The sequence below is a fragment of the Pseudomonas sp. PKS genome (assembly GCF_051913525.1).
Lineage (GTDB): Bacteria > Pseudomonadota > Gammaproteobacteria > Pseudomonadales > Pseudomonadaceae > Aquipseudomonas > Aquipseudomonas guariconensis_D.
This window is the reverse complement of record NZ_JBEGDO010000005.1, coordinates 37,561-63,109: the sequence shown is the minus strand read 5'-3', so window position 1 is coordinate 63,109 and position 25,549 is coordinate 37,561. Positions and strand designations below refer to the sequence as shown.

The following is a 25,549-nucleotide window of genomic DNA, read 5'->3' as shown; positions in this document are numbered from 1 at the left end:
CGGCACTCGCTCGGGAGGGCGGGTGCCCCTTCATGAAGTAGAACAACAACAACGATGCAAGGCCATTCGATTCGCTCTGCCAAGACGAGGTCGTCGCTACGCCCTTGCCCGCCAACATTCATGAGAAACCCACAATGTCCGTGCAAACAACGACAAGTAAAAATGCTTCGGTGCACTCCTTCAAACAGGACATGCAAACCCGCCATATCGTCATGCTGGCGTTGGGCGGTGTCATCGGCACCGGCCTGTTCCTGACGTCCGGCTACACCGTCAACCAGGCCGGCCCATTGGGCGCGGTGATCGCCTACGTGCTGGGGGCGATCATGGTGTACCTGGTGATGATGTGCCTCGGTGAGCTGGCCGTGCACATGCCGGAAGTCGGCTCGTTCAGCAGCTACGCCACGCGCTACATCGGCCCGGGCACCGGCTACATGGTCGCCTGGATGTACTGGTTGACCTGGACGGTGGCCATCGGCTCGGAGTTCACCGCTGCCGGTATCTTGATGGTGCGCTGGTTCCCGGACACGCCGGTGTGGATCTGGAGTGCGTTGTTCGGGGCCGCGGTGTTCATCAGCAATATCATCTCGGTGCGTTCGTTCGCCGAGACTGAGTTCTGGCTGTCGTTGATCAAGGTGCTTGCCGTTGTCGCGTTCCTGGTGGTGGGCGGCGGGGCGATTCTCGGTGGTTTCGAGATCGAGCAGGCGCACAGCGTCGGGCTGGGCAACTTCACCCGCGAAGGGCTGTTCCCGACCGGCTTCTGGTCGATTGCCATGACCTTGCTGGCGGTGGCGTTCGCCTTCTCCGGCACCGAGCTGATCGGTATCGCCGCCGGCGAAACCCGTGACCCTGAAAAGAACGTACCCAAGGCCATCCGCACTACGGTGCTGCGCCTGGCGCTGTTCTTCATCGGCACCATCTTCGTGCTGGCCACGCTGTTGCCTCGGGAACAGGCCGGGCTGGTGGAGAGCCCGTTCGTGATGGTCTTCGAGATGATCGGCATCCCCTATGCCGCGGACATCATGAACTTCGTGATCATCACCGCGCTGCTGTCGGCCGCCAACTCCGGGCTGTACGCCGCCGCGCGGATGCTCTGGACCTTGAGCGATCAGGGCAGCATGCCGCGCCGGTATGCCTCGCTGTCGCGTCGTGGCACGCCGGTCAACGCCATCGTGCTGAGCATGGCAGGCGGCATGGCGTCCTTGCTGAGCAGTGTGTTCGCCCCTGACACCATCTACCTGGCGTTGGTGTCGATTTCCGGGCTGGCGGTGGTGGTGGTGTGGATCAGCATCGCCGTGAGCCAGATCGCTTTCCGCCGGCATTACCTGGCCCACGGCGGCAAGCTCGAAGACCTCAAGTTCCGCGTGCGGGGCTACCCGTTCGTGCCGCTGGCGGCGATCTTCTGCTGTCTGCTGGCCTGCGTCGGTATCGCTTTCGACCCGGCCCAGCGCGTGGCCCTGTACTTTGGTTTGCCGTTCATTGCCTGGTGCTACTTCGTGTACTGGCTGACCTGCAAGTTCAAGGCGCGCAGCCCGGCGCCGGAAATTACCGCGCCCGGTACCGAGGCCGCCTGAGCACAGCGATACTAGGCCATCGCCGAACGTTGTCATCAGGAGCCGCCCTTGAGCCAGAAAACCTTGCCCCCCTTGAACTGGCTTCGTGCCTTTGAAGTCTCGGCCCGCTACCTGAACTTCACCCACGCGGCAGAGGAGCTGCACCTCACCCAGGGCGCCGTGAGCCAGCAGATTCGCCACCTGGAAAGCCAACTCGGGGTGGCGCTGTTCAAGCGCCTGCCCCGGGGGCTGGGGTTGACCGAAGAAGGGCAGTCGTACCTGCCGGTGGTGCAGGACGCCATCAGCCGCCTGGCGGTGGGCACCAACGAGATTTTTGGCCAACGCAAGCGCCGGCCGTTGAAGGTGCGCGGCAGCCTGTCGTTCCTGCACTTCTGGTTGGCGCCGCGGTTGGCTGGCTTTCGCCATGCCTACCCGCAGGTGGATCTGCGCTACATCAGCAACCTGTGGGTCAAGGAGCTCGATGCCGAGGATGACCTGGAGATTCGCTGGGGCAACGGTCAGTGGTCGGGGGTGGAGGCGCAGCGGCTGACCCATGACGTGCTGGTGCCGGTGTGCTCGCCGGCGCTGCTCGCCCGTTGCCCGCTACGCGAGCCCCGCGACCTGGCCCGTCTGCCGCTGCTGCATGTATTGGGCTATGAAGAGGGGTGGGGGTACTGGCTGGAGCGAGTCGGGGCCGAGGGGGTCGACTATTCCAGCGGCATGCAGTTCGACACCTTGGTGTCCACCTTGCGCATGGCCGAGGCCGGGCTGGGGGTGGCCCTGGCGCGTTCCTCGCTGGCCGAAGACCTGCTGCGCGAGGGGCGTCTGGTGGCGCCGTTCAGCCAGCGGATCGAGGCCAGCGAGTCGTTTTATCTGGTCCGGGGCCTGGGCGAGGCCCTGACCCCGGATGCCCAGGCTTTCAGCCATTGGCTGGTGGCCATGGCGCACCGCTAATCACGAGTATTCACCTGGAGCAACGATGCAGTACACATCCACGCGCGGTACCCAGACACGAGTTGATTTCCGCACGGCGCTGCTGTCCGGGCTGGCCGAGGACGGCGGGCTGTATGTGCCGGCGTCCCTGCCGGTGTTCAGCCCACAGGAAATCGCCAAATGGTCGTGGCTGCCGTTCGACGAGCTGGCCTGGCGTGTCATCGCGCCCTTCGTGGGCGATACCCTCGATGAGCCGACCTTGCGCGCGCTGGTCAGCGACAGTTACCGCGGGTTCCAGCACCGGGCCATCGCCCCGTTGCAGCAGATCGGCCACAACGAGTGGATCCTGGAGCTGTTCCACGGGCCGACACGTTCGTCCAAGGACTTCGCCGCGCAGTTGCAGGCGCGGCTGATCCGCCACTTCCTGGGCCAGGCGTGCGAGCGGGTGATGTGGGTGGGCGCCAGCAATGGCGACACCGCCGTGGCCGCCATCGATGCCTTGCGTCATTGCCCGACGGCGCGTCTGCTGGCGTTGTATCCATCCGCCGGCACCCCGCCGGACCGCGCTGCGATCATGAACAGCGCCGACTCCGACAGCGTCAGTTGCATGGCGGTCGATGGCAGTTTCGATGACTGCCAGTCCCTGGCCTCACGCCTGCTGCGGGCCTGGCCGTGCCCGGCGCTGATGCCGATCAGTTTCAACTCCAGCAACTGGGTCGGTGTGCTGGCGCAGATCGTGTTCTATTTCCATGCGGCGCTGCAGTTGGGCGGCGGCATCCGGCCAGTGGGGTTCAGCATTCCCACGGCCAGTTTCGCCGAGATCTACGCCGGGTTCATCGCGCAGAAGATGGGCCTGCCGATCAACCAGATCATCGTCTCCACCAACCGTAACGACGCCTTGCACCGGTTCATCCACAGCAACCGCTACAGCCGCTCGGCCACCCGGCAAACCTTGTCGCCGGCCATGGATTTCTCGCTGTTCTCCAACCTGGAGCGGTTTGTCTGGGAGCTGTACGACCGCGATGGTGGTGCGACCCGGGCGCTGATGGAGCACTTCGAAGCCTGCGGCGAACTGAGCATCGGCAACCGCCAGTGGTTGCAGGCGCGCATGCTGTTCGACTCCTACGCCGTGGACGATGCGCTGATCCGCGAAGAGATCGTCACGCTGTTCCACGAGACCGGCAGCGCTGTGGACCCTCACACTGCGACCGGCGCCTTCGCCGGGCGCCTGCACCGGCGCAACATCGGCGCGCCCATCGTCACGCTGGGCCAGTTCGCGCCTGAAAAATCCGCCACGCTGCTGGCCGAGCTGGGTGCCTGGCACGGTGCGGTGCCGGCCCAGCCGACCGGCACCACGGCCGCGCCGCGCCTGGGCAGGGATGACTTGGCGGGGCTGCACGAGGCACTGATCCAGTTGCAGGCCGCGCGATGAAGCGCATTCTCGACCCGTTGGACGAGCGCATTCTCGCCGAGCTCACCGCCAACGCACGCATTGCCCACGCCGAGCTGGGGCAGAAGGTGAATCTCTCGCGCAATGCGGTGCGCCAGCGTATCGAACGGCTGGAGCGCGATGGGGCCATCCAGGGCTATACCTTGCGCATCGGCGAGGGGCGGCGGCCCACCTCGCTGATCAACGCGGTGATCTTCGTCTACCGCTACGACCGCATGCGGGGGGAGGCGGTACTCGATGCGCTGCGGATGATCCCCGAGGTGGTCCAGTGCGAAGTGCTCAGCGGCGAGTTCGATCTGCTGCTGCGCGTGGAGGCCGCCAGCCCCGAGCGGGTGCACCACGTCTGGAAGGAAATCGCCGCCATGTCGGGCGTCGAGAACACCGTCACCTCGTTCGTGCTGTCCAGCGTGATCTGAGCCCATCACCGTATTGCGCACACCTGCTGCCGATCCACGCCGCTCGGGCTCGACCCGGGCGGCGTTTTTCGTGTGGCCGGCATAAAAGCAGGCGCCAGGCACTGGTCAGATTGGCCAATAAATACAGCGGATTGCCATATTCAACTGGCATGGCCCGGCTCTTAGGCTAACCCCATCGACCAATCGCCTGAGAAGGACCACACAGCATGACTGAATACAAGATCGCACTCGTTGGCTTTGGCGGAGTGAACCGCGCCCTGGCCCAGCTGATCGCCGAGCGCAATGCGCGCTGGCAGCAGGAGTTGGGTTTCAGCCTGAAGATCGTCGGCGTCACCGACCTGTTCCTGGGGTCGGCCATCGACCGCGATGGCCTGGATGCCGCCACCCTGGTCGCGCTACCGGCCAGCAAGGGGGCGCTGGCGCAGTTGGCACAAGGCTCGGCGGAGGCCTTCAATGAGGCGGTGATCAAGCAGTCCGGCGCCGACATCATCGCTGAGGCCACGTTCACCAATCCCAAGGATGGCGAACCTGCTGCCACTTTCTGCCGCTGGGCGCTGGAAGCGGGCAAGCATGTGGTCACCACCAACAAAGGGCCGATTGCCCTGCATGCCCAGTCGCTCAAGGCGCTGGCCAAGGCCAAGGGGGTGTCGTTCGAGTACGAAGGCGCCGTGATGAGCGGCACCCCGGTCCTGCGCATGGCACGCCAGACGTTGCCCGGAGCAAGTCTGGTCGGTTTCGAGGGCATTCTGAACGGCACCTCCAACTATGTGCTGACGCGCATGGAAGAGGGCCTTGGCTTTGCCGAGGCGGTCGCCAAGGCCCAGGAACTGGGCTATGCCGAAGCGGACCCGAGTGCCGACGTCGAAGGTTACGACGTGCGCCTGAAGGTGGTCATTCTGGCCAACGAACTGCTGGGCGCCTGCCTGCAGGTCAGCGATGTGGCGTGCAGCGGCATCAGCGCGATCACCTGCGACGATATCCAGCAGGCCCTGGCCTCGGGCCAGCGCTGGAAGCTGATCGGTGCTGCCAGCCGTAACCAGGACGGCTCGGTCCAGGCCAGCGTGCAGGCCCGCCTGCTACCCGGCAACCACCCCCTGGCAGGCATCAGCGGCGCCACCAACGCGGTCGCATTCGATACCGAACTGCTGGGCGCCGTGACTGTGTCGGGCCCTGGCGCCGGGCGGATCGAAACCGCATTTGCCTTGCTGTCGGACATCGTCGCCATCCACGCCACCAAGCACTCGGCCTGAGGAGCAACCCCATGAATCTGTCCTACTTGCCACGGGTTTCCTTGCAGCAGCCCGCCTTGATCGACGTGTACAACCCCTTCGATGGCAGCCTCGTCGGCAGCGTCGAAAACCTCGGTGTCCAGGACGTGCCGGGCCTGTTGGCCCGCGCTCGCCAGGGCGTCAGCGACAGCGCCGCACTGCCTCGGCATCGCCGAGCCAGCATCCTGGAAAACACCGCGCGGCTCATCGAGCGGGATGCGGCGGACTTCGCCGGCCTGATCGTCGACGAGGCGGGCAAGACCCTGCGCCAGGCCGAAAAAGAAGTGAAGCGTTGCATCAACACCCTCAGGCTCTCCGCCGAGGAAGCGCGGCGCAACGCCGGGGAAGTGGTGCCTTTCGATGCCTATGAAGGCTCGGAATCGCGCCAAGGCTGGTTCACCCGCGAACCCCTGGGGTTGATCCTGGCGATCACCCCTTACAACGACCCGCTGAACCTTGTGGCCCACAAGCTTGGCCCGGCCATCGCCGGGGGCAACGCGGTCATTCTCAAGCCTTCGGAATTGACCCCGCTGTCGGCCATCAAGCTGGTGCAATACCTGGGCCTGGCGGGTTTGCCCGACACCGTGGTCACTGTCGCTACCGGCGGCGCCGAGCTGGGCAAGGCCCTGGTCGCGGTGCGTGAAGTCCGTATGATTTCCTTCACCGGCGGCTTCGCCACCGGCGAGCAGATTGCGCGTAACGCGGGCCTGAAGAAGCTGGCCATGGACCTGGGCGGCAATGCCCCGGTGCTGGTGCTGGAAGACTGCGACCTTGCCGCCACGGTCGAGGCCTGCGTCTCGGGTGCATTCTGGGCGGCCGGGCAGAACTGCATCGGTACCCAGCGCATTCTCGTGCACGCCTCGATCTATGAGGCGTTCCGCGAGCGCTTCGTCGCCCTGACACGCTCGATGGTGTTGGGCGATCCCGCCCGGCGCGAAACCGACATGGGGCCGATGATCACCGAGGCCGCGGCACGACGGGTCGAGGCCCTGGTGGACCAGGCGCTGGAGGAGGGGGCAACGCTGCTGTGCGGCCACCAGCGCGAGGGCGCCGCCTATGCACCTACCGTGCTCGAGCAGGTCTCCCACGCCAGCCAATTGTGGCGCGAAGAAGCGTTCGCACCGGTGGTCATGCTGGCGCCGTTCGATGATCGCGAGCAGGCCATCGCCCTGGCCAATGCGCCGGAGTACAGCCTGCACGCCGGCGTGTTCACCCAGGATCTGTCCGCCGCGCTTGCACTGGCCAAGCGCATCGAGGCCGGTGGCGTGATGATCAACGACTCCTCGGACTACCGCTTCGACGCCATGCCGTTCGGCGGTTCCAAGTACGGCAGCCTCGGGCGCGAGGGTGTGCGCTTCGCCTATGAAGACATGACCCAGCCCAAGGTGGTCTGCATCAATCAACTGAGTTAATGCACAAGGGAGTACACATCGATGATCACACGTCATGCCTCAGGCGACCGGATGTCGCTGGCCGTCAGCTACCGAGGCCTGTTCGAAACGGCGGGTATCGCCGCCCACGACCTGCAACAGGATGTGCAGGGGCAACTCCGGCAAGTGCTTGCGATCATCGATGGCCTGATGGCCGAGGCAAGCATCGGTAAGGACCAGTTGACCCGGGTTCAGTTATGGCTAGCCGACTACAGCCATTTCGACCGGGTCAACGAGGTGTACGACGCCTGGCTTGAGGGCTGCCCAAAGCCAGTGCGTGCCTGCGTCGGCGCTGACCTGGGCGACGGTTACCTGGTGGAGATGCAGGTGTTTGCGATTCATCAGGGGAGTGCTGGGGGCTAGCGCCAGTAATACCCCGAGCACTCATGTTGAAGCGCCCCCGGGAACTCCCAGTTGCGAATCAAGTACTGCTCCGCACCCGGCAGCGCGCAGTCAATATGGCGGCGGTTGAGCGCCGGTTTGTGCGCTGCAATCAACACCGACTCCACGGCGCGGATTGCTTGCGCGGTGAGCTGTTGCCCCTCTTCAAGGGTGCCCAGGGAGACCGAGAGATTGGCGTGATACCAGAACCGGCCCTTCAGATGCTCCCCCAGCCGCGCCCGAAAAGACCGGCCAGTGGCGGACATTTTCGTCTCGCCAATATACAGAAGCACATCCGGTCCATAGACCGGATGACGCCCGTAGAGGCAGTAAAAACCGGTGCGCTGAAAACCGTCTGCCTCCGGCAGCCCGTGCACCTGTTCGTTGGGGTCATAGTGGATCTTGATCCGATCGGACCAGGAAATATCGACAACGGTGAATTCGGTCATGGCGCTCTCTTGGCGGGTCTCAAGCTGGCGTGTTGACAGTGTCATCTGCGCTCGAGTTGGCGATATTGATGCAGGGCATGGAGGGACAAGGCCAGGATCACGGGGATGTGCAAGGTCATGGAGATCGCCCCGATGTCGTACCAGACGTGGGCAACCGTATTGAGATAGAAGAACAGCGCAAACAGCCCAAATAATGATTGCTGGAACAACTGCGGCTTGTCTTTTTTCAAGTGGCTGCGTGTTCTGTCGAAGGCAATGCCGCTGAACACGATGCTCAACAGGAACCCGATAATTGGGATGAGCAGGAGCGGGTGGGCGCTTCCTGTGTCGGTCAGCCTGCGAGCAAGGAAGAAGTACTCGCCGGCCAGGAGGATCAGCGAGGACGTCAGGATGAAGGCGAACAGGTAGAAATACCCGTTCAGAATGCATTCGAGTACTGGTTTCTCCTGGCGTTCTTCTTCCTGCCGGTTTCTCGGCATACTCACTGCGGCCGTCAGCAACCCACCGCCCAGCCCCCCGAGTGTCATGGCGGTGAAGGTGGTCAGCACGCCAGCCAGCTCGATCTTGCCGAGCAATCGCTCGCGCTCGTTTTTCAATGAGGCGGCATTGGGTGCAGGGTTGGTGGTCTTGTCAGGCGTGAGCCTCCCACTCCCAGGGGCCGGCGTTTCGAGCCCGGATAATTGCTGCTCTACATCGATCAAGCGTTTCTTGGCACTGAGGCTGTCAGCTGCGATATCCGCTGTGATGATCACCGCCCCACAGATGGAGATGACAAAACCCAGCATCAATCCGCGGGCGGTGCTTAGTTTCAACGGGATGATGGAGGCGAAAAACGTCACGATGCCCCAGACGACGAGCATCTCCAGGAAAGGGGTTTGTATCAGCTCATTCCAGTTGTCGAGCCTGGAAAGGTATTGCTGCTGCAGGGTCTGGAAGAGCGGTTGGATACTCGACTGCACTTATCTGTCCGAAGGTCGCGAAAAGAAGATCCAACCTGTTAGATCGCCCTGGCTTTGCAGATCTTTAATGATTTGCAGGGCGTTTCTAATGCTGCATCAGCGCCTACGGCGCAACACCGCTGCCAGCGCCACGGTCAACACCACCGCCAGCACCACGGCCAAGGCAAAGGTCGCCGCGATCCCCAACCGCTCCAGCAACCCCGCGACCCCCAGATAAAACGCAATCACCCCCACCGCCCCGATGGCATTGCCGCGCACCATCGCCGCCATCCCCGCGCGCCCGCCCTGCACATGGGCGAACACCACCAATGGCCAGGCAATCACCGGAATCGGCGCCAGCATCCCGCTCGCCGCCGCCCCCAGCCAGCTGGCAAAGCCGGTGGTGACCATCAGCAAGGTGGTGGCGGCCACCATACGCAGGGGGATTTCCCAGTAGCGATGACGGGGTTTGGCCAACAGCTCTGGCTTGGGTTCGCGGTCGGTCACGCGGATCAGCCAGGCGATCAGTGCCAGGGAGACGGCAATCGACAGGTATAGGCTGCCGCCGTGGGTAAAGGCGTAGGCGGCCACGGCGTAGAGCGCCAAGGCCAGCAGGGCGGCCCAACCGATGCCGGTGCGTCGAGTTGCGTACAGGTAGCAGACGTAGGTGGCTTGCACCGCTGCAAGGCCGCCGAGCGCACCGGGTACGGCGTTCAGCGTGAACGCGGTGCCCTGTTCCAGGCACAGGAAGGTCATCACCAGCGCGGAGGTGATGGGCAAGCCGGACAACAATCCACCCAGCAGGCCACCCCAGCGCCGCGAAGCGAGGGAGACGCCCCACATCAGTAGCGGGGTGACGATGAGCTTGAGGTAGAAGAGCGTCATTGCCGGCGGCTCGTCCGCGTCGATTGTACCGGGGGGCCAGAGGGCGTGGGGATGGCGCGGTCTTCCGGCTTCATGCAATCGGTCCTTGAGCACAGGCGGGTGTGACCGAGCATGCGGTGCTCCAGTGTTGATGGTCAACCCTTGTGCGCGCCGTTGCTGAGGCGGCTATTCGGGGCCGGCGAAAAGGCCTCGAAGGGGCGGGCAGGGAGATGACGAGGTTCTTCGGAAGGCACCGACATACAGGCCGTCAGGGGCTCCGTACGCTACGGGTTTTGCGCGGCGACTGGTTTTCCGCCATCTCGGTTCTTCAGGATGATTGATGAGACTTACACGCTTGGACGAACTCGGAGCACGCCCCTCGACCTACCTGGCGCGAATGCGCGTCGAACAACTGTTAGATCTGCCTCGGTTGTTCGCGGTGATCGATGCCGACCCGGCGCTGATCGGGGCGGGGGTGGTGTATATCGATGCGCAGTACAACATCGTCAACCTGCGTAGGTTTCAGGCGGTGTGCAGTGTGGTGCCGAAGCGGGTGGTGATTCAGGAGCTGAGGCGGCATGTTACGCCGCAGCAGTATGTGGAGCAGGTTCAGCGAGGTTCGCGCGAGTCTCGGCTCCTTGAAGAGATGGCCAATATGGGGGTGGCTTGTACTGGCGCGGTCTTGAGTGTGGCACTTGTCATTGTGGGTGGCGGAGTGTCTGCTGTTTCTGCAGGGCTCGCTACGCCGATAATGTATCTCGGGATGGCGGGTGCGGTAGTGTCGGTCGTTCAGTGCGGGATCGGTATCAGAAGGGCAAGAGCCGAATACACCAACCCTGGACTTGTCGATCGGTGGGATAACGATCAATGGGTCCTGTCAGTAAGCCGGTTGCTTGATGCGATTTCGTTACTTGCGGTCCTCGCGGGTAGCTACAACATGATCAAGTACCTGCAGCATTTGAGGTCTGCGACGGGACGTAGCTGGTCCGAGTTATTGAGGCCCTTGGGACGACAGCAGCGTAAGGCGTTGAACAATGAACTGCTTCGCATCAGTCATCCAAGCCTTACGAAAAAACAGCTAAAGCTAGCGCAGCAGACTGGTCAGATGAGAAAAAGGCTCACCGCTACAGAGATGAAGAGGGTGACATCTATTCAGATACGTGAGTCCCTGGCTAACGTACTTGGGATCGCCGGAAATGCGACTGTGCAGTCTATCGTCGTTAGTACTGTCGAGCTTGATACAAAATGACGTATATAAGAAAAGAACTTCCGATCTGGATCAGGCCTTATTTCACGATCTTCTCCGCCGTCTTTGTTCTCTCCATTGCTGCAGGAGTTAACGGGGTTACGAGTGTCGCGGAAGAATTCCTCACTGGCTCTATGCAAGAGCATGCTCTGGATGCCACGGCAGGCTCCATTAGTTTGGTTGTCTTGGTTCAGATTCTCTTGATTTTGAGAGCCCATGTACGAGCGCTGAAAAGTTTAGTGGTGCTGCTGGTAATTGCGCTGATCAGCACCCTCGCAACCTATACGACCTCATCCAATGCCCAAGTGACCGTCATGTCCGCCATTCTCCCGTTGGCGGCCTTATGGCTGCTGAACACCCGCCGCTTCCGAGGCCTCTGGAAACGCCTCTGCGTCATGCGCAGGCGCCGTACCCGCGAGCGACGCCTGATCCGGCAGCTCAAACGAATGCGTAGGCGTTAGGTTTCTGATGACGGCGTCGTCCTTGTGGACGCCTGCGCGGGTAAATTGGAGCGCCGGAGCGCCACTCCCATTTACCCGCGAATAGGCCAGGGCCTGTCAGCGATAGCGAGTCATCACCCGCGGCTCGCCTCCAGCGCCTGCGCCAGGTCCGCGATGATGTCATCGCAGTGCTCGATCCCGATCGACAACCGCACCATGTCCCGTGGCACCCCAGCTTTTTCCAGCTCTTCATCATTGAGTTGGCGATGGGTGGTGGACGCGGGATGGCAGGCCAGTGACTTGGCATCGCCGATGTTCACCAAGCGCACCACCAACTGCAGCGCATCGATAAAGCGTGCGCCGGCTTCTTGCCCGCCCTTGATCCCGAACGAAAGAATCGACGCCGGTTTACCGCCGGTGTAGCGGCGCGCCAGTGCGTGCTCCGGATGATCCGGCAAGCCGGCGTACTTCACCCAGGCGACCTGCTCGTGCCCTTGCAGGTAGTGGGCGACCTTCAGGGCGTTTTCGGTGTGTCGCTCCATGCGCAGGGCCAGGGTTTCCAACCCCTGCAAGATCAGGAAGGCGTTGAACGGCGACAGCGCCGCTCCGGTGTTGCGCAGCGGCACCACGCGGCAGCGGCCGATGAAGGCGGCGGGGCCGAAGGCTTCGGTGTAGGTCACGCCGTGGTAGGACGGATCGGGGGTGTTGAGCAGGGCGAAGCGTGCTTTGTTGTCGGCCCAGGGGAACTTGCCGGAATCGATGACGATGCCGCCGATGCTGGTGCCGTGGCCACCGATGTACTTGGTCAGCGAGTGCACGACGATGTCGGCGCCGTGCTCGAACGGGCGACACAGGATCGGGGTGGCGACAGTGTTGTCGACGATCAATGGCACACCGTGACGGTGGGCGGCATCGGCCAGGGCCTGGAGGTCGACGATGTTGCCGGCCGGGTTGCCGATGGATTCGCAGAACACCGCCTTGGTACGGTCGTCGATCAGCGCTTCGAGGGCGGCGATGTCGTCATGCGGCGCGAAGCGGGTCTGGATGCCCATGCGTGGCAGGGTGTGGGCCAGCAGGTTGTAGGTGCCGCCGTAGAGCTTGGCCACCGAGACGATGTTGTCGCCGGCCTCGGCGACGGTCTGGATGGCATAGGTGATGGCGGCCATGCCCGAGGCCACGGCCAGGGCGCCGACGCCGCCTTCCAACGCCGCCATGCGCTGCTCGAGGACGTCGTTGGTGGGGTTCATGATGCGCGAGTAGATGTTTCCGGCCACCTTCAGGTCGAACAGGTCGGCGCCGTGCTGGGTGTCGTCGAAGGCGAACGAGGTGGTTTGGTAGATCGGGACGGCCACGGCCTTGGTGGTCGGGTCGGGGCTGAAGCCCGCGTGGATGGCCAGGGTTTCCAGCTTCATGTATCGATCCTTGAGTCGTGGTGGAAGCGTTTGAGCATGGAGGCTGGGGGGAGGGTGGTCAAGGTGATAGAAGACGAGTGATGTGCTCGGAAAGTTGACGTGTATGGATACTCACCATTGGTCCGTTCACGACGCTGCTGTACCTTGGCGCTCCACCAACGCAGCGACTTTTTCAGGACAGTAGACGGATGGATCGGACGACGTTTCTCGCGCAATCGGATGTGAGTGCTTTCATCGAGTGGCTCCAGGCAACGCTTGGGCATCTGCCGGTGCACCTGCGCTTGCGGCGCAGCAAGCAGGTGAAGGGTGGCCTGGATCTGCAAGTGGTGGGCCTGGAGCAAGTGCATGCGGCGTATCGCTGGGGCGCGGGGTGGCAGGATTACCAGACCGGGCAATGGGTTGCCTCCACGGATTGGGCCAGCACCAAAGTGTCGCTCGATCTGCTGCGCAGCCGGTTGGCCAGCGTGCTGGTGTCGGGTTGCGATGATGCGGCCTACAACGCCTGCCGCGCGGTGTTGCAGTGGGGCGGAGTATGGGGGGCAGTCCCGTTCCTGGGGGAGTTGCGGCGCAAGCGAAAGCTGGTCGAGTACCTGAATGCTTGCCGACCGTTGTTCAGCCTCGATACGGACCAGAAACTCTCGGACCTGAACGAGCGCAGCATCCAGCGCTTCGACGCGGGGCTGACCAAGATCCATGCCCTGATCGACACGACCGGTTCGCCGATCTACGACAGCCGTGTCGGCGCGGCCATTGCCATGCTGTACGCCCGCTACCGGGAAAATGCCCAAGGGCGCGTGCAACTGAAGTTCCCCAGCGGTGCCGCGCGGGGCAAGCAGATACGTGATCCGGGCGAACTTGGCTACGCGGCTGCGCCGCAGTTCTTCACCTCGAAGGTCTCGGACCACATCTGGGCACGAAGCCAGGTCGAGCTTGGGTGGATCATCCAGGCGGTGCTCGAGCGAATGCCTGCAATGTTTTCCGGCTCGTTGGCCGAGCGCAGCCACTGCTTCGAAGCGGCGCTGTTCATGATCGGTTATGACCTGCGTTGCCTGGTGCCGGATGCTGATGTGATTGCGGTGCCTGCCAGCGCGGCCAAGGCGGGCAAGCGAACCAAGAGGCTTCGTACCACCTGGGTTCAACCGCGTGCTGTGTTCCCGCAGATCTTTCAGGACTACCTTGAGTGCAGCCAGTCCGTGGGGCATTGCGTTGAACTGGACCACTTCCGGCAATGGCAGGTTCAGGCCAAAGGACGCAAACCCGGGACCGCCACCGCTTACTGCACGCCCCTTAAACACAGCGAATTCGATTTGGCCCGCTTCAGCCTCGCGGAAGTCGAGGCGATTGCCAAGGGCGGCGCGAAGGGGTTGGAAGTGCTCAGTGGAGGCATCATCGAGTTCATCGCTGGCGATGAATACGAGCAGGTGTACCTGGTGAATGTGTATCTGTCCGGTCGTGCGACTGAAATGGCCCGCGAGCATTCGGTGTCCGCTTCCGAACTCATCTTCCGTGCGGGATTTGCCGGTGGGCCTGGAACTGCCTATCTCATCGTCAATATGGGCAGTAGGCTAGGCAAACACTTCGCTTTGATTGCCGATGGTCAGCCTACCGCCTTGTTCGAAACCTTCTTCGGCCAGGCCCTCATGACCCTGGACGACGAACTACTCGAGGCGCTGGATCGCATCAAGTCCGGTGCTACCGAAGAGGAAGAAGACGACCCGGAATACAGCCCCGCATTCGCCGCCCTGATCCACGAAGCCGCCGCCGGCGAGTTCATTGAATTAGAGGACGACGATCTGGACGCCCTGATCGAAAGCTACCGGGAATAACTCAACCGTTCTGCGATGTCACCACGGGCAATGGCGCAGGTTCGGCCAGCGCATTGCCCGCTTCCCGACGCTTGTTCGCCACCCCGAATGGCACATGCACCATCGGCAGATCCCCGGCCACCGACGTCAAATGGCTGCGCTGGTCGTCGAAGAACATGTGCGGCTTGAGGATCGACAGCACGCGGTCTTTTTCCATGCCGCCCAGGAAGAACGACTCGTCCGGCGACACGCCCCAGTTCTTCAAGGTGGTCACCACCCGCTCGTGGGATGGCGCGTTACGTGCGGTGACGATGGCGATGCGCAGGATGCGCTGGTAGTCCGGGCATTGGGCGAGTTTCTGCTCCTCCAGGGTGCGGATGTGCGAGAGCTTGCGGTAGAGGTCCGCCAGCGGGCCTGGCTGGTGGGGGATGGCCTTGCGGTCGCGCTCGTGGGCCAGGAACTCGCCGAGGTCGTGATGTTGCTTGTACACGCTCTCGGCCTCGTCATCGGCGATCACGCCGTCGAAGTCGAACGCCACCCGCAGTTCGGTGTCGATTTCATCGTCGTAGATGCGCGTGGGCAGCACGAGGCCGGCGGGGTAGTCGGCGTCGATGGCGCGCTGGACGTCTTCTTCGTGGGCGCTCAAGAACAGCGAGGCATTGAAGGCCGGGATGTACTCGTAGGGTGAGCGACCGGACATGAATGCCGCCCGGGTGATGTCCAGGCCGTAGTGGTCGATCGAGCGGAACACCCGCAGGCCGGTCTCGGGCGAATTGCGTGAGAGCAGCACCACCTCCACCGGCAGTTGCGCGGGGAAGGCTTTGTTGATGCTCAGAAAGCGCCGGATGAACGGGAAGGCGACGCCCTTGGGGAAGGGCTCGTCGAGGTTCTGCTCCTGATGCTGGCGGTACGCCTCGACCCCTTCGGTCTTGTAGATGTCATCGGACACGGTCAGGTCGAACAACGCGCTGGAGGCGACGCCGACGACAAGTTTCTGCTCGATGGGGTAGGGCATGTGGCCTCCTGGGGCTGCTGTGCCACCCAGATTACCCCAACGACGCCACGCTGTTGAGCAGGGTCTTCACCAGTTGCGCCTGGCGCGTGGCGCCGGTCTTGGCGAACACCCCGCGCAGGTGCGCGCGCACGGTATTGCGCGACACGTGCAGCAGGTCCGCCGTTTCGTCCAGGGTCTGCCCGTCCATCACCAGCATCGCCACCTCGGTTTCCATGGGCGTGAGCTGGAACAGGCTGCGCAGCAGGTGGCGCGAGGCCTGGGGCGAGTCGGCCGGGTCGCGGATGAACAGTGCCACCGCCGGCCTGCGAGTGCCTTTGCCAGCCTGGTAGTTCAGCGGGATTGGCCGCAGCAGCAGGTTGAGCGGCATCTGGCCACTGGGGCGGGAGAGGGTGAGCACCTCCAGCTCATCCAGCCCACGCTGGCGCTGGCGCAGCACGGCCTGGACCGCCTGCTGCAAGGCGCGGTTCTCGTGATTGAGGTAGGCGCACAGCTTCTCTTGCCGGCACACCAGGCCATCGCCTTCATCGCACAGCCGCTGGGCCGCACTGTTGCAGCGCAGCTTGCGGCCGTTCTCATCGAGGATCACCGTACCGACCATCAAGCGGTCGATGGTCGCGGCATACAGCTGGCGCTCGGAGTCCAGCTGGTCCACGGCCGAGTGCAGGTCCACCGCCTGCTGCACGTGTGGCTGCAGCAGGCGCACCAGGGCGACCTCCTCGGCATCGAAGTCCGCCCCGGCATGCCCGCGGCTGGCGAACAAGGCGCAGTGCATCCCGGCGTTGGTCACCATGTTGGCGACCAGCACGTGGCGCAGGTCCAGGGGTTGCAGGTAGTTGCGGTAGAAGTCGTGGGCCAGCCACAGCGCGCTGCCCATCACCTGGTCGGCCGTAGCTACTTGATCGGCTGGCCAGTCGAGAAAGGGGCAGATGGAGTAGTAGTACTCGCTGTAGGACGGCTCGCCTGGCAGCAGCGGACCGTGGCTGGAGGCGTTGACGATCAGGCCAGGGCGTTCGTGCTCCGGGTTGCGCAGCACCAGGGTGATGAAAGTGGCGTCAAGGTGCTGGCGCAATTGTTCGAGAAAGCTGCCCCAAGGCGTGGATTCGAGAGGGCCTTGATAGACCAGGGCGAGCAAGGCGCTGAGCGCGTCGGTAGCGATGGGGGCCGGATGATGAGCGGTCATGCTGCGCCTCGCGGGTATCGGGAAGGGCAGTATTGATGGGGGACTTGCCGGGTAAATCGTCTGTTTGGACTAACTGGCTATGCTCGCGGGTGATCCCGCCCCAACCGTCAGCGCCTCCATCCAAGGAGAAGCCCGATGATCTATGCTCGTTCGTATGCCAGCAACGGGGTATCGCGCAGGGACGCACCTCTCCATGGGCGCCCGACGAGAATAAAAAATGAAACTCCCCACGTTGAAGCAGGAATGGCCGAACTTGGTGCTCTGGGCGTTTCTGCTATCGCCCATCATCATCCGCACCCTCGCCAATCCGTATGCGAAGATCGACCTGCTGTCGCTCTACACCGTCGCCATCTCGTTGCTGTGGCTGGCGGCGATCCGTTTTGCCTCCACCAATCAATTCAAGCTTCATGTCGTGTTGTTGCCGTTCTATCTGTTGGCCACCATCGACCTGTTCCTGACGCTCAACTTCAATTCCCGGTTGACGGCGGCCTACCTGTTCATCGGACTGACCAACTACAAGGAAACGACCGACTTTCTGCTGACCTACTGGAAGTCCGTCATGTTCGTGCTGGTGGTATTCGCGACCTGTTACGGCATCGGACTGGCCGGCCTGTACCGGCGTCGGCTGCCCAAGAGCCGGTTGCTGTTCGCCTTGAGCCTGTGTGCCTTGCTGCTGGGATATGGCGCGTACTTCTACAAGACCGTCACGGTCAATTCGCTGGGCAAAGGCGCGATGCTGGACCTGGTCGCCAAGGACCAGAGCACGCCGGTGGGGTACTTGTCGCAGATCGGCCTGACCGCTTATCTGCATGCCGAAACCCTGCAGTACATCAAGCAGCGTCAGGACACCGAGGTCAACATCACCCACGTCGCGAACGATTCGAACATCGAAACCCTCGTTTTCGTGATTGGCGAATCCTCACGGCCGCACAACTGGTCGCTCTACGGCTACCACAAGCCCACCACGCCGAACCTGGACAAGCGCCTGGGGCTGTTCAAGTTCAACCGCATGTGCACCACCGCGCCCTACACCGCTTTTGCCGTACCGTCGATGCTGAGCCTGTCGCCGATCTCCGACTGGGAGCGGATCGCCTCGACCAAATCCCTGGTGGGCATCTACCGTGCAGCGGGCTACAAGACCCATTGGTTGTCTGTCCAGGAAGTCGACAGCTTTGGCGGCATCATTCCGCAGATTGCCGCCGAGGCACACAGCCGGCAGTACTTCGAGCGCAGCTATGATGCTGCGCTGCTGCCGGTGCATGAGCAAATCCTGCATTCACCCTCTGCCAAGCAGGCGATCTTCATCCACATCAAAGGCAGCCATTTCGATTACGCGCGCCGGTATCCGGACAGCTTCGGGCAGTTCCAGCCCGCCACCGACAGCGTCAAGGACCGCCTCGTCGCCCATTACGACAACACCGTGCTGTATACCGACTGGCTGCTGCACACCCTCATGAACCAACTGGAGGCCAGCACCAAACCGTCAGTGCTGGTCTACAGCTCCGATCACGGTCAGAACCTCATGGATGATCATCGGGGTTTGTTGGGGCATGGCATCGGCAATGAATACGACTTGTCGGTCTCGGCGTTCGTCTGGGCCACGGACAACGTATCGAGCCACCAGAGCGCCAAGCTCGAAAAACTCAGGCAACGCCAAGATCAACGGGTGAGTATTTCCTCCCTGCCGCATACGTTGCTGGGGCTTACCGGGGTGTACACCGACGGCTACAACAGTGCCGAGGACCTGCTCAGCGACGACTTCGTCGCCTCGAACTGCCCCTACCTGCTTGGCTCAGGTTTCGTACCCTCGTTCGAGTTCGGCACCCGCTGAGCCGTCAGGTGCGGGCACGGCGGCGTGGCGCCGCGCCCGCTTCGCTTACAGGCTGAGCAAGGCTTCGACGATGCGCTCGGCGGCGGCTTCGGCCGATTCGCGCTGGGTGTCGATGTGCAGCTCCGGGTTCACCGGCGGCTCGTAGGGGGAGTCGATGCCGGTGAAGTTCTTCAGCTCGCCCCGCCGGGCTTTCTGGTACAGCCCCTTGGGGTCGCGCTGTTCGGCCAGGGCCAGCGGGGCGTCGATGAAGATCTCCAGGAAGTTGCCATCCCCGGCAAGGCTGCGGGCCATGTCGCGCTCGGCGCGAAACGGTGAGATGAACGAGACCAGGGTGATCAACCCGGCATCGAGCATCAGCTTGGCCACCTCGGCCACGCGGCGGATGTTCTCCACCCGGTCCGCTTCGGTGAAGCCCAGGTCGCGGTTCAGGCCGTGGCGCACGTTGTCGCCGTCGAGCAGGTAGGTGTGTCGGCCCAGGGCGTGCAGCTTGCGCTCCACCAGGTTGGCGATGGTCGATTTGCCTGCCCCCGACAACCCGGTGAACCACAGCACCCGCGGGCTCTGACCCTTGAGCGCGGCGTGGGCCTCGCGGTTGACGTCGATGGCCTGCCAATGCACGTTCTGCGCGCGGCGCAGGGCAAAGTGCAGCATGCCGGCGCCCACCGTGCGGTTGCTCAGGCGGTCGATGACAATGAAGCCTCCGGTGTCGCGGTTGTCGGCATAGGCATCGAACGGGATCGGCCGGTCCAGGTGCAGGTTGCACACGCCGATGCCGTTGAGCTCCAGGGTCTTGGCCGCGAGTTGCTCAAGGCTGTTCACATCCACCCGGTGCTTGAGATTGGCGCAGCTCATGCCCACGGTGCGGCAGCCGATCTTCATCAGGTAAGGGCGCCCAGGCAGCAGGGCGTCCTCATCCATCCATACCAGGGTGGCCTCGAACTGGTCGGCGACTGCAGGCGGGGCGTCGGCCAGGGCGATCAGGTCGCCGCGGCTGATATCGATCTCGTCCTTGAGTACCAGGGTCACGGCCTGGCCGCATTCGGCCCGTTGTTGCGGGCCGCTGGGGCCAAGGATTTGCGTGACCTCGCTCTGCTGGCCAGATGGCAGCACGCGGATGCGCTCGCCAACGCTCACGCTGCCGGCGGCGACGTTGCCGCAGTAGCCGCGAAAATCAAGGTTCGGCCGGTTGACCCATTGCACCGGCAGGCGAAACGGCGCCTCGCTGGCGCGGGCCTGCTCCAGCGGCACGTCTTCCAGATACGCCAAGAGGCTGGGGCCGGTGTACCACGGGGTATTCGGGCTGGGGCTGAGCATGTTGTCACCGCGCAGCGCCGACAGCGGGATGCACTGGATGTCGTGCAGGCCAATCTGCGCGGCGAAGGCGCGGTACTCGGCCTCGATGCGCTCGAACACCGCCTGGGCGTAATCCATCAAGTCGAGCTTGTTGATCGCCAGCACCACCTTGCCGATGCCCAGCAGCGACACCAGGTAGCTGTGGCGGCGGGTCTGGGTCAGCAAGCCTTGGCGGGCATCCACCAGGATCACCGCCAGGTCCGCGGTGGATGCGCCGGTGACCATGTTGCGGGTGTACTGCTCATGGCCGGGGGTGTCGGCGACGATGAACTTGCGTTTGTCGGTGGCGAAGAAGCGGTACGCCACATCGATGGTGATGCCTTGCTCACGCTCAGCGGCCAGGCCGTCCACCAACAGGGCGAAGTCCAGCTCATCGCCTTGGGTGCCGAGTTTTTTCGAGTCCGCTTCGAGCTGGCCGAGCTGGTCTTCGAACAGCACCTTGGACTCGTACAGCAAGCGCCCGATCAGCGTGCTCTTGCCGTCGTCGACACTGCCGCAGGTGATGAAACGCAGCAGTTGCTTGTGCTGTTGCGCCTGCAGGTACGGGGTGAGTTCGTCGTGCTGGGTGATGGCGTTCATCAGAAGTACCCCTCTTGTTTTTTCTTCTCCATGGAGCCGGCCGAATCGCTGTCGATCAGGCGGCCCTGGCGTTCCGAGGTGCGGCTGACCAGCATCTCGCTGATGATCGCCGGCAGGTCGTCGGCGTCGCTGTCGATGGCGCCGGTAAGCGGGTAGCACCCCAGGGTGCGAAAGCGCACCTTGCGCATCTGCGGGGTCTCGCCGTCACGCAGTGGCAGGCGGTGGTCGTCGACCATGATCAGGGTGCCGTCGCGCTCCACCACCGGGCGCTCCTTGGCGAAGTACAGCGGCACGATGGGGATCTGCTCGAGGTAGATGTATTGCCAGATGTCCAGCTCGGTCCAGTTCGACAGCGGGAACACCCGCAGGCTCTCACCCTTGCGCTTGCGCGTGTTGTACAGGCGCCAGAGCTCCGGGCGCTGCTGCTTGGGGTCCCAGCGGTGCTGCTCGGAGCGCAGCGAGAACACCCGCTCCTTGGCCCGGGACTTTTCCTCGTCGCGCCGCGCGCCGCCAAAGGCTGCGTCGAAACCGTACTTGTCCAGCGCCTGCTTGAGGCCCTGGGTCTTCCACACGTCGGTGTGCAGCGCCGAGCCGTGGGTGAAAGGGTCGATGGCTTTTTCCACGCCTTCGGGGTTGATGTGCACCCGCAGTTCCAGGCCCAGGCGCTCGGCGGTCTGGTCGCGAAAATCGATCATCTCGCGAAACTTCCAGGTGGTGTCCACGTGCAGCAGGGGGAAGGGCGGTTTGCCCGGGGCGAAGGCCTTCATCGCCAGGTGCAGCATCACCGCGCTGTCCTTGCCGATGGAGTAGAGCATGACCGGTTTTTCACACTCGGCCACCACTTCGCGGATGATCTGGATGCTCTCGGCTTCCAGCCATTGCAGATGAGTCAACATCGGATACCTCCTCGTGATCGTCCGGGCTCGGGCCCGGTTGACGCCAAGGTAGGCAATGCGCCCCTGGCGCCTCTTCGTCTGCTCGGACGAAGTGCGCCGGGGGCATGAAAATCACCCCGCCGCAGCGTGCAGCGACTCGGCGTGGGCCTTCACCGCCAGGGCCACGGCGTCGAAGCCCTGCTTGACCCAGGGGCCATGGTTGGCCATGACCGTGTCGGCGGTAGGCCCCAGGAACTGGTCGGTGGTGTGGTAGCGGCAGCTGTCCGGGCCGGTACGCTCGATCACCTGCTCACGGCGGGCGGCGTCGGGATTGCTGGCGCTGGCGTGCATCTCCCAGGCCAGCAGGCGGTAGGGTTCGAAGTCGGTTAACTGCTCGATCACGTGAAGCAGTTCGCCGGGCTGGCTGGGATCAGGCAGGTACAGATTGACCGGCTCGCCCAGGCGCAAGGTGGACTCGACCTTGACCGTGTAGGGGTTCCACTGGGGGTAGCGGGGCAGGTCGATGAGGATCGACCAGACGAGTTCGGCGGGGGCGGCGATGTCCACGGTGACGGAGCGAACCAGGTTTTTTGCTGTTGTCATCAAGGTGTCCTCGTTGGATGGCCCAAGCCCGGCTGGGCGCGGGAGAGCCAAATGGCCCAACGGGGGATCGTCGCCAGTTGCGACGGGGCGTTCCTCGTCCGTTTGGATGAGGCCACAGGGCCTCATGACGACACGACCGAACGACACGGGCGGTGGCCCAAGGGGGGGCGTCGACAGCGATGCCAAGGTGCTCCTCGGCCGTTTTGATGATGACTGCGAAGGCTGTTAGATCACTGAGCTTTCGCAACGTGTGTGGATGCCAGGACCGAGCGCTTGCCCTGACCGGCGTGTCTCAGTCGGTCACCCGACAACTGCTCAAGAATGCCGACAGCCCTGACACCCTCGTCGATTGGCTGGGCGAGGACGACGCAGGGCTCGAGCCCGACGCGTACACCACCCAGACCACCACCGATGCCACTGGGGCAGTGCTGAGCACCCAGGATGCCGCAGGCCATAAGCAACGTCTGTGCTATGACGTGGCCGGCCAATTGGCTGGCAGTCTCGCGGCTCGACGACCAAGGGTTGGCGGACCGAGATCCCAATGAGGATGACGACGGATTTGTATTGCCCAAGGGCAGGAAGCAAAGGAATCAGCAGCCCAAGCAAAGCATGGACGCAAACACGGGTGCCGCTGCAGGCGGCTCAAGGGCAGCGCCCAATTATGCGCTGAAAGACAGCGCCCCACCGGTCTGCGTCAATGGGGCGAATCCAGAAATAGCCGTGTTAAATACGAGCCTGCCGAGGCAGTGGGTAGAAGACTTGTAAGTGCTGGCGGTAAGCAGGAGTTGAGGCCTGTTTTTATGCTCACTGGCTGGATTGGAACGGATAAAGACAAAAAAGGAGACAAGTCAAAGGGGGAGGGGTGGAGGCACATCAGAGAAAATCATTACGGTGATTTTGAAGCCGTCGGGTTCACTAAAGATGTAGAAACACAGTCAATCATCATGAAAGCCCTCACTGAGGGAGAGATCGTGGGTCAGCAAGGCATACGGACGCGACTCGGTCCGCCCAATCTATGAGGTTCAGGAGGGAGGGAAAAGCCACTTTATTGCCATATGAAATATCTAAAAGTTTTTATTACCCAGCATCAAAGAAATAAACCGTTGTATTGACCGCAGTGCACAGAACGTTTTAGTCCGCTCGGACGTAGTACTCCGAGGGTCGCAATTCCTATGGTCTCCCAACCGGCGGCATCCCGCCCCCAAGGAGACCCTCATGGCCAACGACCCAACCGAGCAGCAGGTCTGCAGCGGCGAAACCTGGAACCAGTTCTGCGACCAGCTAAGGCGCAGCGGCGAGCAGATCCTGCGCGCCGATGCGCCGGCCGATGCGCAGACCCGCGCCGAAGGCTTTCGCTACCTCACGCGCCTGCTGCGCATCGCCCTGGAGATGCACCTGGAGTTCGCCGACCCGGACTTCCCCGGCTTCATCACCCCTTCCCACGAAACCGCCAAGATCGGCGCCGACAACCCCGACAACCTGTACCGTTACGCCCGCCTCAATGGCGCCCAGCGCTACCGCGTCAGTGGCCAGCGCGGCAGCGTCGCCTACTTAAGCTTCGGCACACAGAAAGGCGGTTACGAGACCGACGGCAAGATGATCCAGACCGGCTTCATCGACGCCAGCCAGCTTGAGCTCGATGACCAGGGTAACTTCGAGATCATCCTCAGCCAGTACCCACAGGCCGCCGGCAACTGGCTGCGCCTGGAGCCTGAGAGCAACGCGCTGATCGTGCGCCAGACCTTCCTCGACCGCGCCACCGAGCAGCCGGCACAACTGCATATCGAGCGCCTGGACGCCGACCAGTTGCCTGCGCCGCTGGACCCTGCCTTCCTGCAGCAGGGCCTGCAGCGCGCGGCCTCGTTCGTGGAGAACACCGCACGGCTGTTCGCCGACTGGGCCCAGGGCTACCAGGCCCATGCCAACGAGCTGCCGCCAGCCGACCAGGCGCTGTGCCAGTCGGTGGGGGGCGACCCGAACATCTTCTACTACCACTCCTACTGGGCGCTGGCTGACGACGAGGCGCTGCTGATCGAGGTCGACCAGGTGCCGGCGTGCGATTTCTGGAATCTGCAGATCAACAACTATTGGATGGAGTCCCTGGACTACCGCTGCCACCGCATCTGCCTGAACAAACACTCGGCCCAGTTGGACGACGACGGTGGCCTGCGCATGGTGCTCAGCGCCCGTGACCCTGGCCCGGCCAACTGGCTGCACACCGCCGGTCACCCCCACGGCACCCTGTGCCTGCGCTGGGTCGGTGCGAAAACTCCCGTCCACCCCAGCACCCGCGTCGTGAAGTTCCATGAGCTTGAGGAGCTTGCCTGATGATCAACAGTGAATTCGCCCCTGATCGCTTGCTGGCCGACGCCAGCGCCCGTGCCGGCGGGCTGCAGGACTTTGGCCCGGGCAACTACCGAGAGGCCCTGACGGTCCTGGCCGAGGCGCTGGAGCTGGAGGCCCGGTTGTCGCCCGCCGGGCGCGGCATGCTGCGCGAAAAACTGGTAGCACAACTGGCTAACCGCCTGGTGGTCGAGGACCACTGTAAGCGCTTCCCCGAAATCCTGGCGCAAGCTGTCGACGACCCGCTGGTGATCGTCGGCCTGCCGCGCACCGGCACCACCTTGTTGCAGCGCACCCTGGCGGTCGATCCGCAGTTCAGCAAGGCCCAATGGTGGGAGACTCGCTACCCGGCGCCCCTGCCCGGCGAAGACCCGGCCCAGCCCGAGGCGCGCATCCAGCGCGCCCGCGCCGAGGTCGCGGCAATGATCGAGCACCTGCCGCAGCTGTTGGCCATTCACCCCCTGGATGCCGAGCAGGCCGATGAAGAGTTCATGCTTATGGAGCACAGCTTCCTCTGCGCCATGGACTCCTATGTCAACGTGCCCAGCTACACCGCCTGGCTCGACCGCCAGGACCAGACCGAGGTCTACCAGTACCTCAAGCGCTGCTTGCAGTTCTTGCAGTGGCAGCAGGGCCTGCGCGGCATCGCCCCGGGCCGCCGCTGGCTGCTCAAGAGCCCCCAGCACCTGCATACCCTGGAGCTGTTGATCAAGGTCTTTCCCGGCGCACAGGTGGTCCTCACCCACCGCGAGCCGGCCAGCACCATCCCGTCGCTGGCAAGCTTCATCCATACCCTGTGGCAGCTGTACAGCGACCAGGCTGATGCCGAGGCCGTCGGCGAGCAGTGGAACCGCCGCATGGCCCGTGCCCTGCGCCATGCCATGGCCGTACGCGAGCTGCTGCCCGCAGGGCGTGTGCTGGATGTGCATTTCGACGACACCCTTGGCCAGCCACTGGCGGTGGTCGAGCGCATCTACGCCTTTGCCGGCCTGCACCTGAGCGATGCGGTGCGCGAAGCCATCGTGCGCTGGCTGGCCGACAACGGCCGCGAGAAGCGCGCCAGCCACCAGTACACCCCCGAGCGCTTTGGCCTGACCGAGGCCATCCTGCAGCGCGACTACGCCCAGTACCGCAGCCGCCACCTGCAACCCCGTGCCTGACACCCTCACAACTAGAAGAAGGAACACA

The 25,549-nt window shown here is 63.4% G+C and carries 23 protein-coding genes; 14 read left to right on the top strand and 9 right to left on the bottom strand.

The features are described 5' to 3' along the window. Positions 1 to 134: 134 nt before the first annotated feature. From ABOA88_RS07250 to ABOA88_RS07220, 7 genes are all read left to right on the top strand, one after another. The gene (locus tag ABOA88_RS07250) at positions 135 to 1,571 is read left to right on the top strand and encodes an amino acid permease (RefSeq protein WP_437437098.1); all 1,437 of its coding nucleotides are present in this window, start codon (positions 135 to 137) and stop codon (positions 1,569 to 1,571) included. Positions 1,572 to 1,619: 48 nt separating this feature from the next. Then, a complete protein-coding gene (locus ABOA88_RS07245) occupies positions 1,620 to 2,504 on the top strand; it encodes a LysR substrate-binding domain-containing protein (protein WP_367851725.1) in 885 nt (294 codons plus the stop codon). A 25-nt stretch (positions 2,505 to 2,529) separates the two neighbouring features. After that, entirely contained in the window at positions 2,530 to 3,915 is a 1,386-nt protein-coding gene (locus ABOA88_RS07240; protein ID WP_196170526.1) for a threonine synthase, read from the top strand. Continuing rightward, positions 3,912 to 4,349 (top strand): Lrp/AsnC family transcriptional regulator, encoded by a 438-nt coding sequence (locus ABOA88_RS07235; RefSeq protein ID WP_090345637.1) that lies wholly within the window; start codon positions 3,912 to 3,914, stop codon positions 4,347 to 4,349. The genes ABOA88_RS07240 and ABOA88_RS07235 overlap by 4 nt, the downstream gene beginning before the upstream one ends. Before the next feature lie 206 nt (positions 4,350 to 4,555). Continuing rightward, complete coding sequence (locus tag ABOA88_RS07230; RefSeq protein WP_367851724.1) at positions 4,556 to 5,599, top strand: homoserine dehydrogenase; 1,044 nt, start codon at positions 4,556 to 4,558, stop codon at positions 5,597 to 5,599. An 11-nt stretch (positions 5,600 to 5,610) separates the two neighbouring features. After that, complete coding sequence (locus tag ABOA88_RS07225) at positions 5,611 to 7,029, top strand: aldehyde dehydrogenase family protein (RefSeq protein ID WP_367851723.1); 1,419 nt, start codon at positions 5,611 to 5,613, stop codon at positions 7,027 to 7,029. 51 nt (positions 7,030 to 7,080) lie between these two features. Continuing rightward, entirely contained in the window at positions 7,081 to 7,410 is a 330-nt protein-coding gene (locus ABOA88_RS07220; RefSeq protein WP_090345643.1) for a RidA family protein, read from the top strand. Here the strand turns inward: ABOA88_RS07220 and ABOA88_RS07215 are convergent. From ABOA88_RS07215 to ABOA88_RS07205, 3 genes are all read right to left on the bottom strand, one after another. Beyond that, positions 7,407 to 7,877, bottom strand: coding sequence for a hypothetical protein (locus ABOA88_RS07215; protein ID WP_139205755.1), 471 nt, complete (start codon positions 7,875 to 7,877; stop codon positions 7,407 to 7,409). The genes ABOA88_RS07220 and ABOA88_RS07215 overlap by 4 nt on opposite strands. Positions 7,878 to 7,918: 41 nt before the next feature. Next, complete coding sequence (locus tag ABOA88_RS07210) at positions 7,919 to 8,836, bottom strand: hypothetical protein (protein ID WP_367851722.1); 918 nt, start codon at positions 8,834 to 8,836, stop codon at positions 7,919 to 7,921. A 96-nt stretch (positions 8,837 to 8,932) separates the two neighbouring features. After that, positions 8,933 to 9,700: a hypothetical protein gene (locus ABOA88_RS07205; RefSeq protein ID WP_367851721.1), complete on the bottom strand. Its 768-nt coding sequence runs from the start codon at positions 9,698 to 9,700 to the stop codon at positions 8,933 to 8,935. Positions 9,701 to 10,019: 319 nt separating this feature from the next. Here ABOA88_RS07205 and ABOA88_RS07200 point away from each other — a divergent pair, with 319 nt between their 5' ends. Together ABOA88_RS07200 and ABOA88_RS07195 are read left to right on the top strand one after the other, a co-directional pair. After that, positions 10,020 to 10,928 carry an NAD synthetase gene (locus tag ABOA88_RS07200; protein WP_367851720.1) on the top strand — a complete coding sequence of 303 codons (909 nt, stop codon included), beginning with the start codon at positions 10,020 to 10,022 and terminating at the stop codon, positions 10,926 to 10,928. Beyond that, the gene (locus ABOA88_RS07195; protein ID WP_196170513.1) at positions 10,925 to 11,386 is read left to right on the top strand and encodes a hypothetical protein; all 462 of its coding nucleotides are present in this window, start codon (positions 10,925 to 10,927) and stop codon (positions 11,384 to 11,386) included. Before ABOA88_RS07200 ends, ABOA88_RS07195 begins: the two co-directional genes overlap by 4 nt. Before the next feature lie 113 nt (positions 11,387 to 11,499). Here the strand turns inward: ABOA88_RS07195 and ABOA88_RS07190 are convergent, their stop codons facing one another. Further along, entirely contained in the window at positions 11,500 to 12,777 is a 1,278-nt protein-coding gene (locus ABOA88_RS07190; RefSeq protein WP_196170512.1) for a bifunctional O-acetylhomoserine aminocarboxypropyltransferase/cysteine synthase, read from the bottom strand. 188 nt (positions 12,778 to 12,965) lie between these two features. Between ABOA88_RS07190 and ABOA88_RS07185 the strand changes: the two genes are divergently transcribed. Then, entirely contained in the window at positions 12,966 to 14,603 is a 1,638-nt protein-coding gene (locus ABOA88_RS07185) for a hypothetical protein (protein ID WP_367851719.1), read from the top strand. Between the two features lies 1 nt (position 14,604). On the opposite strand, the gene ABOA88_RS07180 is transcribed toward ABOA88_RS07185, so the two are convergent. Together ABOA88_RS07180 and ABOA88_RS07175 are read right to left on the bottom strand one after the other, a co-directional pair. Further along, on the bottom strand, positions 14,605 to 15,597 hold the full coding sequence (locus tag ABOA88_RS07180) for a 5'-nucleotidase (RefSeq protein ID WP_196170510.1): 993 nt from the start codon (positions 15,595 to 15,597) through the stop codon (positions 14,605 to 14,607). A 31-nt stretch (positions 15,598 to 15,628) separates the two neighbouring features. Continuing rightward, positions 15,629 to 16,777: a helix-turn-helix transcriptional regulator gene (locus tag ABOA88_RS07175; protein ID WP_367851718.1), complete on the bottom strand. Its 1,149-nt coding sequence runs from the start codon at positions 16,775 to 16,777 to the stop codon at positions 15,629 to 15,631. A 217-nt stretch (positions 16,778 to 16,994) separates the two neighbouring features. Here ABOA88_RS07175 and ABOA88_RS07170 point away from each other — a divergent pair, with 217 nt between their 5' ends. After that, the gene (locus tag ABOA88_RS07170) at positions 16,995 to 18,608 is read left to right on the top strand and encodes a phosphoethanolamine transferase (RefSeq protein ID WP_196170508.1); all 1,614 of its coding nucleotides are present in this window, start codon (positions 16,995 to 16,997) and stop codon (positions 18,606 to 18,608) included. Positions 18,609 to 18,653: 45 nt separating this feature from the next. Here ABOA88_RS07170 and cysN read toward each other — a convergent pair whose 3' ends face one another. The 3 genes from cysN to ABOA88_RS07155 form a co-directional block, all read right to left on the bottom strand. Then, complete coding sequence (cysN, locus tag ABOA88_RS07165) at positions 18,654 to 20,540, bottom strand: sulfate adenylyltransferase subunit CysN (protein WP_196170507.1); 1,887 nt, start codon at positions 20,538 to 20,540, stop codon at positions 18,654 to 18,656. After that, positions 20,540 to 21,454 carry a sulfate adenylyltransferase subunit CysD gene (cysD, locus tag ABOA88_RS07160; RefSeq protein WP_328329001.1) on the bottom strand — a complete coding sequence of 305 codons (915 nt, stop codon included), beginning with the start codon at positions 21,452 to 21,454 and terminating at the stop codon, positions 20,540 to 20,542. Before cysD ends, cysN begins: the two co-directional genes overlap by 1 nt. Before the next feature lie 93 nt (positions 21,455 to 21,547). Further along, entirely contained in the window at positions 21,548 to 22,018 is a 471-nt protein-coding gene (locus ABOA88_RS07155) for an SRPBCC domain-containing protein (protein WP_367851717.1), read from the bottom strand. A 206-nt stretch (positions 22,019 to 22,224) separates the two neighbouring features. Here ABOA88_RS07155 and ABOA88_RS07150 point away from each other — a divergent pair, with 206 nt between their 5' ends. The 3 genes from ABOA88_RS07150 (at position 22,225) to ABOA88_RS07140 (ending at position 25,521) form a co-directional block, all read left to right on the top strand. Continuing rightward, positions 22,225 to 22,563 carry a hypothetical protein gene (locus ABOA88_RS07150; RefSeq protein ID WP_367851716.1) on the top strand — a complete coding sequence of 113 codons (339 nt, stop codon included), beginning with the start codon at positions 22,225 to 22,227 and terminating at the stop codon, positions 22,561 to 22,563. A 670-nt stretch (positions 22,564 to 23,233) separates the two neighbouring features. Next, positions 23,234 to 24,346, top strand: a complete 1,113-nt coding sequence (locus tag ABOA88_RS07145) for a DUF1214 domain-containing protein (RefSeq protein ID WP_367851715.1) — start codon at positions 23,234 to 23,236, stop codon at positions 24,344 to 24,346. Then, a complete protein-coding gene (locus ABOA88_RS07140; protein ID WP_196170501.1) occupies positions 24,346 to 25,521 on the top strand; it encodes a sulfotransferase family protein in 1,176 nt (391 codons plus the stop codon). The genes ABOA88_RS07145 and ABOA88_RS07140 overlap by 1 nt, the downstream gene beginning before the upstream one ends. Positions 25,522 to 25,549 lie beyond the last annotated feature (28 nt).

Coding starts and splice junctions, on each gene's coding strand:
- ABOA88_RS07250 (WP_437437098.1), top strand. CDS start 135: ATGTCCGTGCAAACAACGACAAGTAAAAATGCTTCGGTGCACTCCTTC.
- ABOA88_RS07240 (WP_196170526.1), top strand. CDS start 2,530: ATGCAGTACACATCCACGCGCGGTACCCAGACACGAGTTGATTTCCGC.
- ABOA88_RS07235 (WP_090345637.1), top strand. CDS start 3,912: ATGAAGCGCATTCTCGACCCGTTGGACGAGCGCATTCTCGCCGAGCTC.
- ABOA88_RS07230 (WP_367851724.1), top strand. CDS start 4,556: ATGACTGAATACAAGATCGCACTCGTTGGCTTTGGCGGAGTGAACCGC.
- ABOA88_RS07225 (WP_367851723.1), top strand. CDS start 5,611: ATGAATCTGTCCTACTTGCCACGGGTTTCCTTGCAGCAGCCCGCCTTG.
- ABOA88_RS07220 (WP_090345643.1), top strand. CDS start 7,081: ATGTCGCTGGCCGTCAGCTACCGAGGCCTGTTCGAAACGGCGGGTATC.
- ABOA88_RS07215 (WP_139205755.1), bottom strand. CDS start 7,877: ATGACCGAATTCACCGTTGTCGATATTTCCTGGTCCGATCGGATCAAG.
- ABOA88_RS07205 (WP_367851721.1), bottom strand. CDS start 9,700: ATGACGCTCTTCTACCTCAAGCTCATCGTCACCCCGCTACTGATGTGG.
- ABOA88_RS07200 (WP_367851720.1), top strand. CDS start 10,020: ATGAGACTTACACGCTTGGACGAACTCGGAGCACGCCCCTCGACCTAC.
- ABOA88_RS07195 (WP_196170513.1), top strand. CDS start 10,925: ATGACGTATATAAGAAAAGAACTTCCGATCTGGATCAGGCCTTATTTC.
- ABOA88_RS07190 (WP_196170512.1), bottom strand. CDS start 12,777: ATGAAGCTGGAAACCCTGGCCATCCACGCGGGCTTCAGCCCCGACCCG.
- ABOA88_RS07185 (WP_367851719.1), top strand. CDS start 12,966: ATGGATCGGACGACGTTTCTCGCGCAATCGGATGTGAGTGCTTTCATC.
- ABOA88_RS07180 (WP_196170510.1), bottom strand. CDS start 15,597: ATGCCCTACCCCATCGAGCAGAAACTTGTCGTCGGCGTCGCCTCCAGC.
- ABOA88_RS07175 (WP_367851718.1), bottom strand. CDS start 16,777: ATGACCGCTCATCATCCGGCCCCCATCGCTACCGACGCGCTCAGCGCC.
- ABOA88_RS07170 (WP_196170508.1), top strand. CDS start 16,995: ATGAAACTCCCCACGTTGAAGCAGGAATGGCCGAACTTGGTGCTCTGG.
- cysN (WP_196170507.1), bottom strand. CDS start 20,540: ATGAACGCCATCACCCAGCACGACGAACTCACCCCGTACCTGCAGGCG.
- ABOA88_RS07155 (WP_367851717.1), bottom strand. CDS start 22,018: ATGACAACAGCAAAAAACCTGGTTCGCTCCGTCACCGTGGACATCGCC.
- ABOA88_RS07150 (WP_367851716.1), top strand. CDS start 22,225: ATGATGACTGCGAAGGCTGTTAGATCACTGAGCTTTCGCAACGTGTGT.
- ABOA88_RS07145 (WP_367851715.1), top strand. CDS start 23,234: ATGGCCAACGACCCAACCGAGCAGCAGGTCTGCAGCGGCGAAACCTGG.
- ABOA88_RS07140 (WP_196170501.1), top strand. CDS start 24,346: ATGATCAACAGTGAATTCGCCCCTGATCGCTTGCTGGCCGACGCCAGC.